General features: G+C 69.5%; 14 protein-coding genes. 5 read left to right on the plus strand and 9 right to left on the minus strand.

Features of this window, described 5'->3' with window-relative positions; all coding sequences use genetic code 11:
* The first annotated feature begins 44 nt into the window (after positions 1–44).
* Positions 45–1,439, plus strand: coding sequence for a DUF1573 domain-containing protein (locus tag QHF84_RS09200; RefSeq protein WP_281312834.1), 1,395 nt, complete (start codon positions 45–47; stop codon positions 1,437–1,439).
* A 203-nt stretch (positions 1,440–1,642) separates the two neighbouring features.
* Entirely contained in the window at positions 1,643–2,647 is a 1,005-nt protein-coding gene (locus QHF84_RS09205) for a helix-turn-helix domain-containing protein (RefSeq protein ID WP_281312835.1), read from the plus strand.
* Here QHF84_RS09205 and QHF84_RS09210 read toward each other — a convergent pair whose 3' ends face one another.
* Entirely contained in the window at positions 2,648–3,583 is a 936-nt protein-coding gene (locus QHF84_RS09210; RefSeq protein WP_281312836.1) for a hypothetical protein, read from the minus strand.
* Positions 3,584–3,614: 31 nt separating this feature from the next.
* The gene (locus tag QHF84_RS09215) at positions 3,615–5,318 is read right to left on the minus strand and encodes an AMP-binding protein (RefSeq protein WP_281312837.1); all 1,704 of its coding nucleotides are present in this window, start codon (positions 5,316–5,318) and stop codon (positions 3,615–3,617) included.
* 42 nt (positions 5,319–5,360) lie between these two features.
* Between QHF84_RS09215 and QHF84_RS09220 the strand changes: the two genes are divergently transcribed.
* From QHF84_RS09220 to QHF84_RS09230, 3 genes are all read left to right on the plus strand, one after another.
* Complete coding sequence (locus QHF84_RS09220) at positions 5,361–5,759, plus strand: TIGR02266 family protein (RefSeq protein WP_281312838.1); 399 nt, start codon at positions 5,361–5,363, stop codon at positions 5,757–5,759.
* Positions 5,760–5,866: 107 nt separating this feature from the next.
* Complete coding sequence (locus tag QHF84_RS09225) at positions 5,867–8,122, plus strand: hypothetical protein (RefSeq protein WP_281312839.1); 2,256 nt, start codon at positions 5,867–5,869, stop codon at positions 8,120–8,122.
* Between the two features lie 62 nt (positions 8,123–8,184).
* On the plus strand, positions 8,185–9,096 hold the full coding sequence (locus QHF84_RS09230; protein ID WP_281312840.1) for a M23 family metallopeptidase: 912 nt from the start codon (positions 8,185–8,187) through the stop codon (positions 9,094–9,096).
* Between the two features lie 21 nt (positions 9,097–9,117).
* Here the strand turns inward: QHF84_RS09230 and QHF84_RS09235 are convergent, their stop codons facing one another.
* From QHF84_RS09235 to QHF84_RS09265, 7 genes are all read right to left on the minus strand, one after another.
* Positions 9,118–9,963, minus strand: coding sequence for a hypothetical protein (locus QHF84_RS09235; RefSeq protein ID WP_281312841.1), 846 nt, complete (start codon positions 9,961–9,963; stop codon positions 9,118–9,120).
* 17 nt (positions 9,964–9,980) lie between these two features.
* A complete protein-coding gene (locus QHF84_RS09240; protein WP_281312842.1) occupies positions 9,981–10,952 on the minus strand; it encodes a hypothetical protein in 972 nt (323 codons plus the stop codon).
* A gap of 8 nt (positions 10,953–10,960) precedes the next feature.
* The gene (locus QHF84_RS09245) at positions 10,961–12,412 is read right to left on the minus strand and encodes a serine/threonine-protein kinase (protein WP_281312843.1); all 1,452 of its coding nucleotides are present in this window, start codon (positions 12,410–12,412) and stop codon (positions 10,961–10,963) included.
* Positions 12,413–12,486: 74 nt separating this feature from the next.
* Entirely contained in the window at positions 12,487–13,611 is a 1,125-nt protein-coding gene (locus QHF84_RS09250; protein WP_281312844.1) for a D-Ala-D-Ala carboxypeptidase family metallohydrolase, read from the minus strand.
* Positions 13,604–13,996: a hypothetical protein gene (locus tag QHF84_RS09255; RefSeq protein ID WP_281312845.1), complete on the minus strand. Its 393-nt coding sequence runs from the start codon at positions 13,994–13,996 to the stop codon at positions 13,604–13,606. Before QHF84_RS09255 ends, QHF84_RS09250 begins: the two co-directional genes overlap by 8 nt.
* Before the next feature lie 35 nt (positions 13,997–14,031).
* Positions 14,032–15,573 carry a hypothetical protein gene (locus tag QHF84_RS09260; RefSeq protein ID WP_281312846.1) on the minus strand — a complete coding sequence of 514 codons (1,542 nt, stop codon included), beginning with the start codon at positions 15,571–15,573 and terminating at the stop codon, positions 14,032–14,034.
* A gap of 5 nt (positions 15,574–15,578) precedes the next feature.
* Positions 15,579–16,853 (minus strand): trypsin-like peptidase domain-containing protein, encoded by a 1,275-nt coding sequence (locus QHF84_RS09265; protein WP_281312847.1) that lies wholly within the window; start codon positions 16,851–16,853, stop codon positions 15,579–15,581.
* Between the last annotated feature and the right edge of the window lie 88 nt (positions 16,854–16,941).

A 16,941-nucleotide genomic window follows, 5' to 3' on the forward strand; every position in this document is an offset into this window, starting at 1 on the left:
CGGATGGCTTTCGCTCGGCATCGCGGCGATAATGCGCCGCGATCATGAAGACGCGCTTTCTTGGGAAGAAATGTTTCCTTTCGGCCTTCGCCGTCGCCCTCGGGGTCGCGCTTTTTCCGAGCGCTGCGCGCGCCGAGGTCGTCGCCGTCGATTGCGACGTCGATCCCGACTGGTGCAAGACCGCCCCGATCGCGTTCTCGCACAGCGACACGCTCCCGATCGAATGGAGCTTCGACACGGGGTGGGTCCCGGCAAACTCGCCCTTGCAGGTCCACCTCTGGGCCGGCGTTTATGCGACCACGCGCGTCACGCTCAAAGGTGCGCTCGAGACGAGCTGGCCCGAGGCGCTCCTGCTCCGCGCGCCGGGCGACCCTGACGGCGGTTTGCTCTCGTATCACTACGGCGTCGAGCTCGGCGCGCAGGCGCAGCTTCACGTGAAGATCGCCGGCATCCCGTACGACTGGGTCGGCGACATCCCGTACATCCCGCAGATCGATTTCCAGGTCGAGGGCGAACAGGGCTTCGACGCGTGGGGATGGAACCCCGGCGCCACGCTCGCCAGCAAGACGCAGCCGCAGACGATCATCGAGGTCGGCCTCAGCGACATCATCAGCATCCCCAGCGTCTTCGTGGACGGCGGCCTCAAGGTCGACGTGCAGATGGAGCTCGCCGCGACGTACACGACCGAGCGCATCGTCGTGGAGAGCGCCGAGGGCAAGGGCGTCAAAGGCGGCGACATCACCGAGCCGGACGGCGAGACGAAGGCCGAGTACTTGAACGGCCCCTCGATCGACCTCGACGTGCATCCCGAAGGGAACATCGACTACGACGGCATCATCCACTTGATCCCCGGCATGTGGGTCGAGATCCTCGGCCAGAACTTCGCGTTCGACATCGCCGACATCCCGATCACGTTCCCGATCACGCAGACGACGTGGTCGTTCCCCAAGCAACGCGTGCACGTCCCCTTGCCCGACCTCGTGCTGCCGAAGAGCGAGATCGATTTCGGCGAGGTCGAGGTCGGTCAGAAGAGCCTCGAGAGCTTCAGCCTGTGGAATGCGGGCGAGGCGCGCGCGAAGGTGACGATCGTGTCGAGCAACGCGGAGCTCTTCCCTGCGTGGGATCCGAGCCTCGACATCGAGCCCGGCGTCACGGCCGACACGGCCGTGCGCTTCATGCCCCGGAAAAACGGCCCCTTCGAGGCGACGCTCTTCATCGCCTCGAACGATCCGAACGACCCGGTGCAGGAGATCATCCTCAAGGGCGTGGGCTTCGGTGGCCCCGTGGCGCCGTCGCAGGACATCTCGCAGGAGAGCGGGTGCGCTTGCCGCGCCGCGGGGAGCGATGCGCCCACGCCTGCTCCGACCGGCCTCGCGCTCACCGCCCTCGCCGGCGTCGTGGCCCTCGTGCGGCGAAATCGTAAGGTGGGTCGACGTTGACCCCCGTGGGTCCACCACGACCCTCCTTCACGCCCGCCCCAGGAACGACACACACGTCGTTTCGCCAACTTACCAATTCGGCCCTGGGTCTCCCGCGACCCCCCGTCTGACGGAAACCTGCGAAACTCCGCCAATTCCTTGGCTGGCATATCCCTTGCTGATGTCCATTCCGGACCTGACTTCAGCATCGGGGAGTTCCTGACATGTCGACGGCCACCCAGGACCAGCTCAGCCACGAAACTCAGCCCTCTTCGCAGACCCGCGCCGTGCGCCAGGCGCTGGCCTTCATGGGATCGCGCGTCGTCGGGCAAAGCGCGGCGATCGAGGAGGTCGTCCGCGTCATCGGCAGCCTCTCGACCCGCGCACCCGTGCTCTTCGCGGGCGAGCCCGGCACGGGCAAGCGCTTCTTCGCCCGGGTCCTGCACGAGACGACGGGCCAGGGCCCGCTCGTCGTTCTCTCCGACGAAGCCGCGCCCATCGACGCCGCCGCGCTCCGCACGGCCATGGAGAGCGCTCGCGGCGGCACGCTCGTCCTCGTCGACATCGATCGTCTCTCCCCCGAGCTCGCCGATGACCTCGTCGCGCTCTCGAACCGCGGCGAAACGCGCCTCGTCGCCACCTCCACGAAGCCCCTCGATCCGAGCACGTGTCCTGCCGCGCTCTGCGCGCTCTTCACGGCGAGCACCGTCGAGCTGCCGACCCTGCGCGAGCGCGCCGAGGACGTCCCGCAGCTCATCCAGCACTTCTTCGAGCTCCACGCGACGCGCTCGCGTCGCAGCGATCTGCGCGGCCTGTCGCCCGAGGCCATGGAGCGGCTCGGAGAGCACGACTTCACCGACCACGTGCGTGGCCTCGAACACGCGATCGATCGGGCGATGGCGTTCGCCGAGGGCCCGTACGTCACCGTCGCGGATCTGCCCGAGGAGATCCGCGGATCGAAGCCGCTCGGCTCGCCGCTCCTGCTCGGCGCGCTCCCCGTGCAGGGCCTCGATCTGCGCGCCGCGGTCGAGGAGTTCGAGACGCGCATGATCCTCCAGGCGCTCGAGCGCACGGGCTGGAACAAGAACCGCGCCTCGCGCTTGCTCGGCCTGAACCGCACGACGCTCGTCGAGATGATCAAGCGCAAGCGCCTCGCGCCGCCGCCCGGCACGCGCAAGCCGACCACGATGAAGGCCGACGCGCACGAAGCGCTCGCCGACGCCGAGTGATCAGCGCATCACGTCCTTGAAGCTCATGGCCGGCTTCGGCGGTCCCTCGTGGGCCAGCTTGATCACGAGGTCGGCCATCTTCTCCACCACCCACGGGAAGTGCTCGGGCCCGAGCGACGTGATGTCGAAGTCGGGCGCCGAGTTCATGAAGTCGATCGCGTACGGCACGCCGTCGCGGATCGCGAGCTCGACCGTGTTCATGTCGTAACCGAGCGCGCGACAGAGCGAACGAGCGTCCTCCACGCAGCGCGCGAGCAGCGCCGGTTCGAGCTCTGGCATCGTCTCGGTCGCCCGCACGTACCTGTCGAAGTGCCCGAGCCGCGGATCCCACAGCGCGGGCCGCACGTGCTCCTTGCCGATCACGATGCACCGCACGTACTGCGACCACGGGATCGCCTCCTGCGCGATCATCGTCAGCGTCCCGGTCCGGTCGTACGCGCGCCAGAGCTCCTCCATCGAGCTCACGCGGTAGACGTCGCGAAACCCTCCGCCCCAGTGCGGCTTGATGAACATCGGGAAGCCGAGCTCGCGCGCCGCGCCTTCCCAGTCGAGCGGGAAACGCAGGTTGCAGAGCGTCTGGCTCGACACGCCCTCGCCGTACGACTTCGACGGCAGCACGACTGTCCTCGGCACGCGTACGCCGAGCCTCGCGGCGAGCGCGGTCCCGAAGAGTTTGTCGTCGGCGATCCGCCAGAACGGATTGTTCACCACGCGCGTGCCGTTCAGCACCGCGAGCTTGAGCACGGGCTGGTAACAGGTCACCTCGTGCGAGATGCGATCGACGAGCACGTCGTACGGCGGCGGCCGATCGATCGAGGTGATGTCGAGCTCGGCGTAACTCGCGACCACACCGGCGTCGCGCCGCGCGACCTCGGCGATCAGGGCATCGGGAAAGGAGCGCTCACGTCCGACGAGCAAGCCAACGCGGAGGACCATGTTGCCCTCCTACACCAAACCTCTGCGCTCGTCACAGGGCCATGGTGCGGAGCTCGCGCTTCAGCACCTTGCCTGTCGGGTTGCGCGGTAAGGACGGAAGAAACACGAATTCGCGCGGCACCTTCGCGCCCGAGAGCCGCGCGCGCGCGAACGCCTCGAGCTCCTTCGCCTCGGCGCGCGCGTCCGGCTTCAGCACCACGAACGCGCGCACGCGCTCGCCCCACGCTTCGTCCGGGACGCCAACGATCGCGACCTCCGCGACCGCCGGATGATCGTGCAGCACGCCCTCCACCTCGGCCGGATACACGTTCACGCCGCCCGAGATGACCATGTCGCGCTTGCGACCTTCGAGGAAGAAGTAGCCGCGCTCGTCCCTCCGCGCGAGGTCGCCGACCGAGAAGAAACCGTCTCGCATCGCGTCGCGCGTGCCTGCGTCGTCGGCGTGGTAGCCCGAAAAAAGCTGCCCGCTCCGCGCGTAGAGCTCGCCCACCTCGCCGGGCCCAGAGATCCGCCCCGACTCGTCGTAGAGCCGCACCTCCGCGCCCGGGATCGCGCGGCCGATCGTGCCCGGCGCCGCGCGCAGATCCGCGGGCTTCGCGAGCGTCACCACGCCCGTCTCCGTCGCCCCGTAGAAGTTGAACAGTTTGTCCCCGAAGATCCGGAGCACCTCGTTCGCGAGCGGGATCGAGATCGCCGCGCCGCCCGTGAAGATCGCCTTCAGCGACGACGTGTCGTAGCGCCGGATCCTCTCCTCCCCGAGCTCCACGATCCGGTGCAGCATCGTCGGCACCACGGCCGTCGTCGTCACGCGGTAGCGCTCGATCGCTTCGAGGAACGACTCGGGCCGGAACTCGCGCAGCACGATCACCGTGCTCCCGACGAGGTACGACATCGTGATGAACCCGAACGCCGTCGCGTGATAGAGCGGGCACACCGCGAGGTGCACCTCGCCCATTTCCATCGGCGTCTCTCCGATGAACGCGAGCGCCGCGCTCGTCGCGCCCCTCGCGAACTGCCGCACCGCGCCCTTGGGTTTGCCCGTCGTGCCCGACGTGTACATCACCACCGCGGGCTCGTCGCCCGTGGAAGGCGGCGGCCCCTTCGCCGACGCGACCAGCGCTTCGAGCGTCGGGAACGGCGCGGCCGCGCCGCCCACCGAAAAACATCGTGATGCGCCGATCCGCGCGAGCAGCGGCTCCGCCTCGCGCACCGTCTCGATGACGTCCACGTCGAAGAAGAGCGCACGCGCGCCCGAGTGCGTCACCACGTACTCGAGTTCGCTCGGCGTCGATCGGAACGAACAACTCACCGCCCCGCAGCCGAGCTTGCCGGCGGCGATCTGGAGCAGCACGAACTCCGGCCGGTTCTTGAGCATCAGCGCGACCCGATCGCCCGGCCGAACGCCTCGCTCGGCGAGGCCTGCGGCGATGCGATCGATCCGCTCGTTCATCTCGGAGAACGAGTACGCGCGATCCTCCACGAGCCTGCCGCTCGGCAACGCGGAGAGCCCCACGAGGCCCACGGTGTGTGGATCGTTGTGGGCCATGAAGTGGAACAAGAGCGGCGGCGCGGCCTTCCTGGTTCGCAAGAGCTCACGCGCGGCGGCTTCGAGCCCGGCCCAGTGGACGTGACTCGGCATCTTGGTCTGGATCGCGACGCGGCCAACCGTCCGCGCCCCGAACACCACGCCCTCGGCGGCCTGCTTCAGCGAGGAGAGCCTCTCCTTCCAGTGCATGCCCGGATTGTAGTCTCGCGAGGTTGGGGATAGGTTACTCCCGTGAGCGACCGGCGAACCACCGGAGGCCGCGCGGCCATCGAGCTGAACGTCGAATACAAGCGCCTCAACACGTTCTTCGCCGACTACACGCGCAACATCTCGAAGGGCGGCACGTTCATCCGCACGGATCGGCCCCTCGACGTGAACACCGAGTTCGTCTTCGCGCTCAGCATCAAGAACCTCGCCGAGCCGCTCCGTCTTCGCGGGCGGGTCAAGTGGATCGTGCGTCCCGTCGACGCCACGCCCGACTCCCCCGCCGGCATGGGCATCGAGTTCCAGTACAACGACGACAAAGAGCGCCGCGAGACCGAGGCGATCGTCGAGAAGCTCATGGCCAACGAGCTCGGCGACGAGCTCGCCGGCAAGCTCCTCGGACACAAGCCGAACACGAAGACGTAAGCCCGAAGAGCTTCGGTTCGTCTACGCCGGTTTCGAGCTTGCTCGGGCGCCCTCGGGCCCTCGTCGCCTCGTGCAGGTTCGCGCCCGCCGTGTACACTCCGCAAAGAATGCCTTCGAGATCTACGCCCCGCGTGCGCGCGTTCGCCCGAGCTGTCCTCGCCTCGCTCCTCGCCGCCGGCGCCGCGGGTTGCGGGACGCCGGCCCGGCCCACGAAGACCCCCGTGCAGGTCGTCGAGGGCCCCATCCGCCCCGTGAACGTCCAAGACGCGGACTTCGCCGCCACGCTCGCGCGTGTCCTTTCGGACGGCTCGCGCAGCCCGGAGCGCCTCGGCACCGTCGCGGGCGTCGTGCGCCGCCAGCTCGCCCACGCCGAGCGACGCTTCGCGCTCGGCGCGCCCGAGCGAGCGACCTCGAGCGTGATGGGCGCGCTCTACCTCGTCCGCGTCGGCGAAGGACAAGGCGCGATGGTCGACGAGGCCGGCGCGCGCGCGCTCGACGGCGCGATCCGCCACCTCTCGAACCTCGGCGACGAGGGCCGCGTGCACGCGCTCATGCGCATGCGCGCCGCGGCGATCGGCAAGGAAGCGCCAGGACGCGCGGAGCTCGACGAGCACCTCTCGAACCTCGAACGCTGGATCGGCGACACGCACGCGGGCAGCCCCGGCGTTCGTCTCGGCGCCGAGGCGCGTTACCTCGCCGCGCGCGCCATGGTCGATCCGTCGGGAGAAACGCTCGATGCCGCGGCGAACGCGATCGAGGCGTGGGTCAACCGCGGCATCGAGATCAACCGCATCTTCCGACAAACGGGCAAGCGGCCCGAGCGCGCCGAGGCCATGGAGGCGGCGCGCTCCATCGAGACCGGCGCGGTCATGCTCGCGTCGATCTTCATCCGCCACGGCGACGCCCAGGGCGCCTTGTCGCGCATCGAGAGCTCCGAGGTCCGGCTCATCACGGAGCCCGCGCTGCGCCGAAGCCTCATGGTCGCCTCGGAGGACGGCGACGCGGAGGCGTGGGAGATGGTCGCGGCGGCGTTCGCCAACGAGGGCGCGCCCACGGGCGAGGACGAGGACGAACGCGAAGAGCGGCTCGATCCACGCCTCGTCGAGGCGGGCGTCTGGGGCAGCGTGCTCGAGGCGTACCGCAAGGACCCGAAGAACTTCCGCATGGCCGCGCTCCTCGCCGAAGAGCTCGTGCGCCTCGGCATGTCCGAGGGCGCGCCGGCCGTGCTCGCGGGCGCGCTCGGCGCGCAGCCGAGCCCGAGGTTCATCGCGGCCGCGAACCGCATCGTCTACGAGGCCATGGCCGTCGACGCCGACGCGGGCGACGTCGACGCCGTTCGCCGCACCTTCCGCGCCGCCGCGCCGATCCTCGCGGCCGCCGATCGACCGGAGATCGCGCCGGCCGGCCTCGAACCCACGCCGGCGCGCCTGCGCTTGCTCATGGCCTCCGTCGAGGTCCGCAGCGGTGACCTCGCCGCGGCGCGCCCGCTCTTCGTGACCGCGGCCAAGGCCGACCCCTCGGTCGCCGCGTGGGTGCGCGTCGCGCGCGCCGATCGCCAGGCCAAGGACTCCGCCGCCGCGCTCGACGATCTGCGCCGCGCGTACGCCGCGCCCGACGCGCGTGTCGCCCTCGCCGATCTCGCCGAGGCGCACCTGCTCGCGTTCGAGATTCAGCGCGACCTCGGCGCTGCCGACGCGGCCAAGGCCGAGCTCGCGGACGCGCTCTCCGCCGCGCTCGCCTCGCAGAAGCAGCGCGGCGACGCGGGGATGCGCGCGCGGGCCGAGACCTTGCTCGGCCGCGTCCTCGACGCGTACGGCGACGCCAAGGCCGCGCGACGCGCGCACGATCGTGCCCTCGCCGTCGCGGCCAGCGATCGTCCTGCGCTCGGCGCCACGGTCCTCCAGGTCGTCTCGCGCGCGCTCGTGCGACGTGACCTCGACGCGGCGCGCGCGGCCGTTCGCCAGGGCCTCGAAGCCGACGTCGATCAGGAAGAGCGCATTTATGGCGGCCTCTGGCTCCTCCTCCTCGAACGAGAGCTCCGCGCGGCACCGGACGACACGGCCACGCGCGCGCTCTCGACGAACGGCGATCGTGACGCGTGGGTCGTCAGGCTCGCGCAGTGGGCGCTCGGGCGCACGACGGACGACGGCCTCCTCGCCTCGGCGCAGAATGCGGCGCAGCGAGTCGAGGCGGAGTTTTACACGGCCATGGCGCGTCGCGCGTCGGGCGACCCGGCGGCGGCGGATCGTTTGCGCAAAGTCGCGGACAGCCCGGTCCTCGATCTCGTCGAGGTCCAGCTCGCGCGGGATCTACTTGCGCCGAATTTTCGCGCAGAGCTGCCCCAGGGCACCACGTTGCCCTGAACGGCCGGCCCTGGGAAGCGCATTTCCCTCCCGCGACCGGTCACGAATGATATCATACATTCATGAAATCCTTAATGTCGCGGGGTGCGTTCGTCCTCGTTTCTGCGGGCACGCTCGTCCTGGCCGGCTGCGGGGCCGATGGACCTGTCGTTTGGCCAATCAGCGGCGCCACCGACGGTGATTTTCCACTCTCATCGACCTTTGGTCCTCGCGTCCGTACGGAAGACGACGTTTACGACTTTCATCGCGGCATCGACATTGCCGTTCCCGAGGGCACGGATATTTACTCTATCGCTGCAGGCCGGGTCAGCGAGATTCAGAAGGACACGAGCGCCGGCGGCATGCTCGTGAAGGTCGATCACGGCAGCTACTACAGCACGTACGTGCATTGCTCCGAGGTCGACGTCGACGTCGGGGACCAGGTCGATGCCGGCGAGGTCATCGCCCTGAGTGGCAAGGCCTCGAATGGCTTCGCGCACCTGCATTTCGAGATTCGCAAGCCCGGCGACAACAAGAAGGACTGCGTCCACCCGCTCGACGTCCTGCCTTATACGGACAGAGGCGCGCCCACGCTGGAGATCAGCAAGGTGGACATGACGAACCCTCTCGAGCCCAAGGTCACGGTCAGGGCCCACGTCCCTGCGGGCGAGCTCGATCTCCGAAGCGTCTCCGTCGCCACCTTCGAGGCCGACGCGAGCACCATCCTCGAAGGCCTCGTGCCCCTCTCCGAGCGGGCCTACGACATCGAGGACTGGAATCGCACCTATACGTCGAGCGAATCCGACGTCGTCATCGACGACCCGAACAACGAGGGCATCCTCGTGCGACCGCAAAGATACAACAACACGATGTCGGCGCAGCAGATCGATTTCACGTTCACGGGGCTCGTCGGCGCGGTCACGAGCGGATTGCTCCGTGTCCGGGCCGTGGCCGTGGACGTGAAGGGCAACAAGATCAGCGTCGAATCGCAGTGAGACGCTGAAAACCTGCCTGCATCAGGGCAGGATGTTGAGATTGTCGAAACGCACCCGGCCCGGGTCCGGCGCCGGCTCGTCGATTCCTCCGACCAGGGCCACGTACATCTCCCCGGCGGGCAGCGGGTTCGGCTCGCTCGCCTGCACCGTCCATTGCTGCGCGTCGGGCGACGTCTCCCAGAACGTATTGCCGTCCTGCTCGCGAATACGCCAGAACGCGTGCGCGGTGGGATCGTATTCGACGAACGCCACATCGGTGTAGTTGCCGGCGAGGATCTTGTGGAAGTACAGCGTCCCCTGGTAGAAAGCGATCTCGACCGCGTTCTCGGCTTCGAGGCCGATCTGGAACGACGCATAAGCTTTGGCGGTCGGGTTCGGGACCTCCAGCGCCCGGACGAACGCGCCGCAATTCGAAATGTCGTACGGCTGGGTCGAGTACTGCACCGCGTACCCGAGGACCCCGGGCTCCATCGTCACGATCAGGTTGCCCTCGGACTCGGCGACCGACGCGCCGTTTTCCGCGTAGATCGACCACTCTGCCGGATCGGTCATCCCATCGTCGAAATCGTCCTTCAAGGCGATCGTGCACGCCGGAGCGCCGCCCCCGGCGCCTCCCCCGCCCCCGGCGCCTCCCCCGCCCCCGGCGCCTCCCGTTGCGGAGCTACTGCTCGACGCGCCGCCCTCGCCTCCCATTCCGCCGACGCCGCCCTCCCCGGAGCTGCTGCTGCTGCTCGAAACGCTCACCCCCGCGCCGCCCGCGCCTCCGCCGCCGAGCCGCGGATCGTATGCGTCCCAGTCCCGATTGCAGCCGACGAGGCCGACGAAGAGCGGCAACCAGGCGAGCCTCGAAATCATCTTGTACGTCATGCCAAACCTCGCCCGGATCAGAACGCCCCGCCCACCTCGACGAACGCGCCCCCGGGCCCGACCACGACCCTCGCGTCCGCCTTCTTCGCCGCTTTCGGCCCGCCGAGCGCGATCATCAGCGCGCCCGCCGCCACGCCCACCGCGCCGCCCACGAGCGAGCCGAGCGCGATCGTATCGAGCCGTTTTCCCTCGTCGATCACCTCCGCATAACGCGGATCCGTGCACCGTTTGCCCCCGCAATCGGCGATGAGCCCGTCGTATTTGCTCTGCGCCATCGCGGTCGTCACGCCGAACACCCCGAGCCCCACCACGCCGAGCCCTGCGACCACGTATCCGGCGATCCGCACCCCGCCGCCCGTCGTCGATTCCGCCGGCGCGGGCGTGATCGGCTCGGGATTCGACGCCTCGACCCCCGGGGCCACGAAGATCGTCTTCGTCTGCCCGCCGACCACGACCTCCTCGCGGTGCATCGGCGCGCCTTTTGCCGGCTCGACGTCCACCACCACCTTGCCCGGCAGCACCACGATGGCCACGCCGAGCCGCTCGGCGGGCAGCATCGTCCCATTGAGGGTCACGCGCGCGCCCTCGGGCTGCGCGAGCGCCACGATCACCTTCGCCACCTTGGGCTCGAGCGCCGCGAGATCGGCCGCCGCGCTATCGCGGGCCCGCTCGTATTTTGGTTGCTGCTCGGCGAGCGTCGCCGCCTCGATACGCGTCGCCGAGAGCTCTTCATAAGCCTCGACGGTCTTGCCCATGGCGAGCAGCGAACGCGCGACCATCAATCGTGCATTCGGGCTCTTCGTGATCGCGTAGGCCTCGCGAAACCTGGCAATCGCCTCCTCGTGCCGGCCCTTGTCGAAAAGATCCTGCCCTGCGTCGAACGCCTTCTGCGCCGCGGCCGCGGATGCGGCGGTCGGCCCGGCGAACGCGGGCGCGCTCGAAACGGCGAGCTGAGCCGCTACTACGAGTGCAGCGATGGAACGTCGCATGAAACGCGTCATAACTCCCGGGGGCGATAGCCCCCCTTCGACGGAGGTTTTGCCGTCCGGCTCGTCGTGGCCGTCGAAACGGGCGCCGCGGGCTTCGCCGCCGCGGGCTGCGCCGTCCCCGCGGACGCCGCATTCGCCGCATTCGCCGACGACGCCGCGGGCGCCACCACGGACGCGGAAGGCGGCGCCGCGGCCGCCGTCACGGGCGGCGCCAGCGTCTCGACCCGTGCGCCCTCTGCGGCCGGCGCCTCGCTCGGCAAATGGGCGTCCGTCGGCGGCTTCCCATAACGCATCCACACGAACACCGCGAGCGCCGCCACTGCCCCCGCGCCGACCGAAATGAAAATCCCCCGGAACGACCTCTTCTTCGACGCCTCGACGTCCGCATCCCGCATGCTCGTCAGCGTCGTGCGCGCCGGCGTCGAGGGCACCGGCAGCGCCGCCTCCTTGCTCCCCGTCCCCGTCCCCGATCCCGTCACGCCCGAAATGCCCGACACCAGTGACCGCCGACTCTCCGGGGCGAGCGCCGACGGCGCGCGGTGCACGTTGATCGCCCGGACATACGCCGCCACCGCGCGATGATTCGCCAGCACGACCCCTTCCGCGCGCGCGGCCGCCTCCAATGCCTCGGCGAATTCGGCGGCGCTCGTATATCGATCGTCGGGGTTTTTCTCCAGCGCCTTCAAGCAAGCGCGCGCGATGCCCTCGGGCACCTCCGGGATCACCTCGCGCGGCGAGACGGCCGCGCCCTCGGTGATCTGGTACATCATCGCGACCTCGCTATCGCCCTGCACGAGCCGCCGACAAGCGAGCATCTCCCACAAAACCGCCCCCGCCGCATACACGTCCGTGCGCTGATCGAGCGCCTTCGAACGAATCTGCTCGGGCGCCATGTACGGCACCTTCCCCTTCACCGTCCCCGTCCGCGTGCTCGAAAGCCGCGAATCGGCGCGCGCGACCCCGAAATCCGTGAGCTTGGCGATGCCGTCCGTGCTCACGAGGATGTTTTGCGGCGACACATCGCGGTGCACGATGTGCAGCGGCACGCCGCTCTCGTCCGTGAGCTCGTGCGCGGCATCGAGGCCCGCGAGCGCGTCGAGGAAGATCCGGAGCCCGATGTCGAGCGGCACGCGATCGCGCTGACGAACGGCGCGCCGCAGGACCTGCTGCAGGCTCGGCCCCTCGATGTATTCCATCACGAGCGAGAGCGTGCCGGCCTCGTTCTCGGTCACGTCGAGCGTCGCGACCACGTTCGGGTGCCGGATCCGCGCGGCGAGCCGGGCTTCGTCGAGGAACATCGCGACGAACTCCGGCTCCTTGGCGAGGTGCGGGTGCATCTCCTTCACGGCGACGAGCCGTTCGAACCCGCCGAGGCCGTGGGCACGCGCGAGGTAGACCGTGGCCATGCCGCCGGACGCGATCTCGGCGAGCTTGTCGTAACGGCCGCTCTCGGATGCCATCCGGGACAGGGTACACGAGGAGCCCCGATCTCTGGAAGTCCTCTGCACGAGCCGTCGCGGCCCGTCACGCGCGGCTAATCGTCGTTCCCGCCGCCGGGCGGCTCCTTGTCGATGTGCACGTGCGACGCGTTCGACAGCTTGCTCATCGTCGACGAATCGTTGTCCCGGATCCCGTCGTTGTTCTTGTCCGGGTTCTTCGCGTCGGGCCGCGGCAAGTCCGTATTGCCCGAATGCAGCGCCGTCGGCCCTTTTTCGAGCAGCACCATCCGCGCGCCCGTCTTCTCCTTCGCCGCGAGCGCCGCTCGATACAGGTTCATGATCGCGGTGCGGCCCGCCTGCGCGCCCCGGATGCCGTTGTAATTGCTCGGCGCCATGTCGATCGCGCCGCCGTGCTGGTGGTTCGAGTTCGGCACCTTGCTCCCGGCCGCCAGATTCCTCCGCGGGCACCGCCAGGAGCTGTTCACGGTCACCGTCTCCCCGTACTCCGCCTCCACCGCTTCGAGCAGCTTCACCATTCCGGAGTCGAGCACCAGCTTGTACTGCGCGTAATTGTTGTTGTTCAAAAACTCCGCGCGCGGCGCCGTGATGATCCAGTCCCGGTAGGGCACGTGGAGCGTGAAGCCCGACCGGTACATCCGCGCGTCCACGTACTCCTGCCGGATGATGTCGCGCGGATCCTGCTCGATCGTCTCCGTCATCGTCGTCGAGCGCCCGCGCGTGAGCTTCACGGTCACCTCGTATTTCACCGGCGGGTTCGGCGAACGTGACGCGCTCGTCGGCCGCTGCGCCGCCGTCACCTGCGGGACCCATGAAAACTCCGCGCCCTTGCCCTTGTTCGGCTTCGGCGTCCCGCTGTGATTGCCGACCGCCTTCACCTCCCACTCCGCGTCGGCCATCGGCGGGTTCGTCCGGACCGTCAGCTTCCGATCCTGCCCGATCAGGAAGATGAACTCCTTCGCCGGCACCCACACCTCTTTCGTGTACCGGTTCGGCGTCTTGTCGTTCTGCCCGGCTTCCGTGTAGCGGCTCTTGTATTCGAGCTTGAACCCTTGCGGGCAATCCGCGCAGGCCGCGCCGGCCTCGGACGCGGGCATGTTCGACGCGGCCTGGTTCGCGTTCTGGAGCTGATCGGCCTTCGCGGCCTGGTCCTCCGGCCGCTCCGGCCGTGGCCGCGGAATGGGCACATCCCCGTTACTCACGACCCACCTCCTCCGCGCCCTTCGGCGCGTCCCGCTCGCGCAGCCACGTGATGGCCCGGTCCATCAATGCGCTCACCTTCTGCCAGCCGCTCGCCTCCGGGTCGTCGAGGATCTCGCGCACCCAGGGCAGCGCCGGATCTTCCTCGAAATCGGGCCCGAGCACCAGCATCAGCGAGACGTAGCGGAACACGTCCTGCTCCGACTTGCACCCGTGACGCGCCGCGCGGTCGAGGGCCCGGTCGACGAGCGACGCAGCGCCCTCTTCGCCGAGCGTGGACCATTCCGCCGGAAAAATATCGCGGATCTGCGCGAGCACGCGCTCCCGGTACTCTTCGAGCTCCACCCGGCGCAGCGCGTCGACCTGTTCGCGAAGGATTCTCAGCATGGCCCGGCCACAGCCTCCGAAATCACGGCGCCCCGCTACGGCAGCGCCATCACCTCCACCACCGCCGCCCCCTTCGCGCCCGCCTTCTTCGGCGCCACGAGCTTTCCGCTCTCGAGATCGAAGCGCCCCGCCGCCGCCTCGATCACCTTCTTCGTCTTCGCCGCGTCCACGCCCGCCCCGCTCGTCACGGACACGCGCAAAACGCTCCGCTCGAACACCGCGGCGAGCAGCCCGATCGTGTCGATCAGCGCCTCCTCGTCGAGTTTTTCCTGGCGGAACACGACGAGCGGCTTCGCGCCCTCCTCCAGCTTGCCCTTGCCCGCCTCGGCCTTCGTGTCGCCGCCGGGCAGCGCGCCCGACCGCGCGAGCGCCGCGATCACGTTCGTCGCGATCGGCGGCGCCTCCGGCGGCGGCGTCGCGAGCAGCGAGGTCCCGCGATAAAGCTGCCACGACCGCGCGAACAACGTCGTCAGCGTGAGCGCCCCGCGCCCCGACAAACCCGCCATCCTCGCGTTGTCCCCGATCGACGCCGGCGCCACGTCCCCGAGCCGCCGCAAGAGCGTGAGCGGCTCCGGCGCGCCCTTCGCCGCCGCCACGATCCGCGCCCCGCCCGGCGCATCCGCGGCGAGCTTCTTCTGGCCCTCCAAAAGACCCTTCGCGAACGCCGCGAGCGCGCGCTCCTTGTCGGCGACGAGCCCGTGCGGCGCCACGGCCACGAGCGGAACGAGCCGCGGCGTGTCCGCCGTCGTCAGCACGATCTTGCGCCCCGCGGCCCCGTCCGCGCCCATCTCCGTCCGATCGAACGCGACGAACGTGGCCTCTTTTTCGTCGTGGCTCCCCGCCGCCACGACCTTCACGTTCGCGGGCGGCACGCCCGCCACGTCGAGCAAGAAGAGCCCCACGAACGTCGACGACGCGCCCGGCGCGCCCACGAGCGTCACGTCGCCCTTCACGGGCCCCGAGGGCAGCCCATCTTTCGCCGCGAACGCCTCGCGCCCCCGGGAAAAACCCACCACGAAAAACACCTCGGGCGACAGCGCCCGCAGCCGCTCGTAGGCCGCGATGAACGTCGGCAGCGGCACCACGGCCACGTCCGCGCCGTTCTCGTCGCCGCCGCCTCGCGCGAGCGCCTCCTCGACCGCGCTCATCGCGTCCGACACGCTGATCCGCACGTCGAGCCCCGCCGCCGTGAACACGCTCTTCGGCCCCGGCGTTTGTCCCTCGTTCGCGAGCATCCCCGGCGCCGCCAGCTCCCAGCCGAGCGACACCACCTTCAGCGGCCGATCGAGCAGCGGCTGCGGCTTCGCGTCGACCGGCGGCGCGCCTGCGCTCGAGCTCCCGTTCGCCACCGGCACGGGCCCTGTGCTCGCGCTCGTGCCCGGCGAAGGCCCCGCGCTCGCCGCGGCGCTCGTGCCGGGGCCTGCGCTCGTGCTCCCGCTCGGGGCGGGCAGCGCGGCTTCGGCGGCCTCGCGTTTCGGCGGCGGCGCCGTGTGGGGCGCGCGGCTCCGCGTCACGAAGATCGCGCCGAACCCTCCGAGGAGGCAGATGAGCAAGACGAAGACGATTTTCTGGCGCAAGGGACTCACCACTGGCTGGAGGAGGCGCTCGGATCGCCGAGCTTGCGCCGCCCGGGGTAGCTCGATTTGACGAGGCGCTTGAGCTCGTTCACGGGCACGGCGAGGTTCAGGTTCTGCGCGCCTGCGAAGGCCCCGCCGAACTGGGCCGTGTTGATCCCGATCACCTCACCGCGCATGTTGAACAGCGGTCCGCCCGAGTTTCCCGGGGAGATCGGCACCGAGATCTGGATCCACTGCCTTCCTTCGTGCAGCCGCCGCGCCGAGACGAGCCCGTCGGTCAGCGTGTGCTCGAGCCCGAGCGGATTGCCGATCGCGATCGCCCTCTCGCCGACCACGATCTTGTCCGAGTCGCCGAGATCGAGCGGTTTTGCCTCCGGCGCCGCGCCGCCTTCGAGCGGTTTTTTCAGGTCGATCGCGAGCAGCGCGAGGTCCGCCTCGCGGTTGTCCACGAGCACCTGGATGTCGTCGTAGGCCGCGCCGTTCTCGAACTTGATCCGCGCCGCCGCGGCGCCCTCGATCACGTGGTGGTTCGTCACGACGACCCCGGCCTCGTCGATCAAGAACCCCGTCCCGCCGCCTTGCGCCTCGCCCTTCTTCACGAAGATCGTCACGACCGACGGCGAGAGACTGCGGAAGAGCTCGGCCGGCGTCTTGTCGGCCTTGCCCGTCACGCCCGCGTCCACCGGCGCGCTCGCGTCGACCGCCGCGCCTGCGTCCGCCGCCGTGGGCGTCACCTCCGCCGCGTCCGCCGCCGCGCCTGCATCCGCTGCGGCCTCTGCGTCCGCGCCTGCATCTGTCGCCGTGTCCGCTGCGGGTGCGGGCGCGGGCGCGGGCTCGGGGAAGTCGGGCCGCACGCCGCCGAGCAGGTAGGCGACCTGCGCGAGCGTCTTGTAGCCCGAGGCCGCGAGGCGATCGCCTTCCTTCACGTAGAGCGACCCGGTGAACTTCGCCGCGCCCGTGAACGCGAGCGACACGCCGAGCAGGAAGATCGCGAGCACGTCGGAGATGATGCTCGCCCCGCCCTTGGTTTCTCCTTCCGGCAGGAGCCTGTCGGCGATCCCGAGCGGCACGATCACGGTCACGGCGAGCGCGATGAGCGTCCGGGCGTAGCCGTTCTCCGTCAACGCGCCGACCGCGGCCATCAGCGAGACCAGGGTCGCGACGAACCCCCAGACGATCGCGACGATCTTGACGAGGGTGAGCGCGACACGAAAGCCCGTCGAAGGCTGGCTCGGCGTGGGCCTGGGTGCTGGCTTGGGCGTGGGTTTCGGGGTGGGCATGGGGGTTTGGGGGCTCCGCTCGGCTCGCCGAGCGGAGCCCTCATCACGAGACACCGCTCGTGCGGAAGCGAGCGTCGCTCTCGGTTCG

The sequence above is a fragment of the Polyangium sp. y55x31 genome (genome assembly GCF_029946505.1).
Taxonomy (GTDB): domain Bacteria; phylum Myxococcota_A; class Polyangia; order Polyangiales; family Polyangiaceae; genus Polyangium.

What these genes read in the sequence shown, in the direction of transcription:
- QHF84_RS09205 (WP_281312835.1), top strand. Translation starts at nt 1,643, where the DNA reads ATGTCGACGGCCACCCAGGACCAGCTCAGCCACGAAACTCAGCCCTCT.
- QHF84_RS09215 (WP_281312837.1), bottom strand. Translation starts at nt 5,318, where the DNA reads ATGCACTGGAAGGAGAGGCTCTCCTCGCTGAAGCAGGCCGCCGAGGGC.
- QHF84_RS09230 (WP_281312840.1), top strand. Translation starts at nt 8,185, where the DNA reads ATGAAATCCTTAATGTCGCGGGGTGCGTTCGTCCTCGTTTCTGCGGGC.
- QHF84_RS09200 (WP_281312834.1), top strand. Translation starts at nt 45, where the DNA reads ATGAAGACGCGCTTTCTTGGGAAGAAATGTTTCCTTTCGGCCTTCGCC.
- QHF84_RS09240 (WP_281312842.1), bottom strand. Translation starts at nt 10,952, where the DNA reads ATGCGACGTTCCATCGCTGCACTCGTAGTAGCGGCTCAGCTCGCCGTT.
- QHF84_RS09245 (WP_281312843.1), bottom strand. Translation starts at nt 12,412, where the DNA reads ATGGCATCCGAGAGCGGCCGTTACGACAAGCTCGCCGAGATCGCGTCC.
- QHF84_RS09235 (WP_281312841.1), bottom strand. Translation starts at nt 9,963, where the DNA reads ATGACGTACAAGATGATTTCGAGGCTCGCCTGGTTGCCGCTCTTCGTC.
- QHF84_RS09255 (WP_281312845.1), bottom strand. Translation starts at nt 13,996, where the DNA reads ATGCTGAGAATCCTTCGCGAACAGGTCGACGCGCTGCGCCGGGTGGAG.
- QHF84_RS09265 (WP_281312847.1), bottom strand. Translation starts at nt 16,853, where the DNA reads ATGCCCACCCCGAAACCCACGCCCAAGCCAGCACCCAGGCCCACGCCG.
- QHF84_RS09225 (WP_281312839.1), top strand. Translation starts at nt 5,867, where the DNA reads ATGCCTTCGAGATCTACGCCCCGCGTGCGCGCGTTCGCCCGAGCTGTC.
- QHF84_RS09210 (WP_281312836.1), bottom strand. Translation starts at nt 3,583, where the DNA reads ATGGTCCTCCGCGTTGGCTTGCTCGTCGGACGTGAGCGCTCCTTTCCC.